1 pseudogene is annotated in these 301 nt (G+C 66.4%); it reads right to left on the minus strand.

Annotated features, from left to right (window positions below):
* Positions 1-301: pseudogene (locus tag DBR18_RS29680) on the minus strand (SAM-dependent methyltransferase); the annotation flags it as partial.

Here is a 301-nt window from a genome sequence, read left to right on the forward strand (position 1 = left end):
TTCCTGACGCACCGGACGCAGGCCGACCACGATCTTGCGCGCGACCAATAAATAGAAGCCACCGCCGGACAGTTGCCAGTCACCGGCCTTGCGTTCCCAGCCGGCCAGTCGGGCCTGCCACTTGGGCGACGCGAGCGGCGGACGATAGCACCCGAAGCGGCGTTTCTCCAGCGCAAAGCCCAGCAGGTTGAGCCAGTCGGCGACCCGCGACGGCGAGATGCAGCGCGCCTGACGCAAGGCGTCGTGGGCGAATACGTGGCGCAAGCCCCAACTGCTCCAGGGATTGATGCCGATGATCAGC

The sequence above is a fragment of the Pseudomonas sp. HMWF021 genome, assembly GCF_003061005.1.
Lineage (GTDB): Bacteria > Pseudomonadota > Gammaproteobacteria > Pseudomonadales > Pseudomonadaceae > Aquipseudomonas.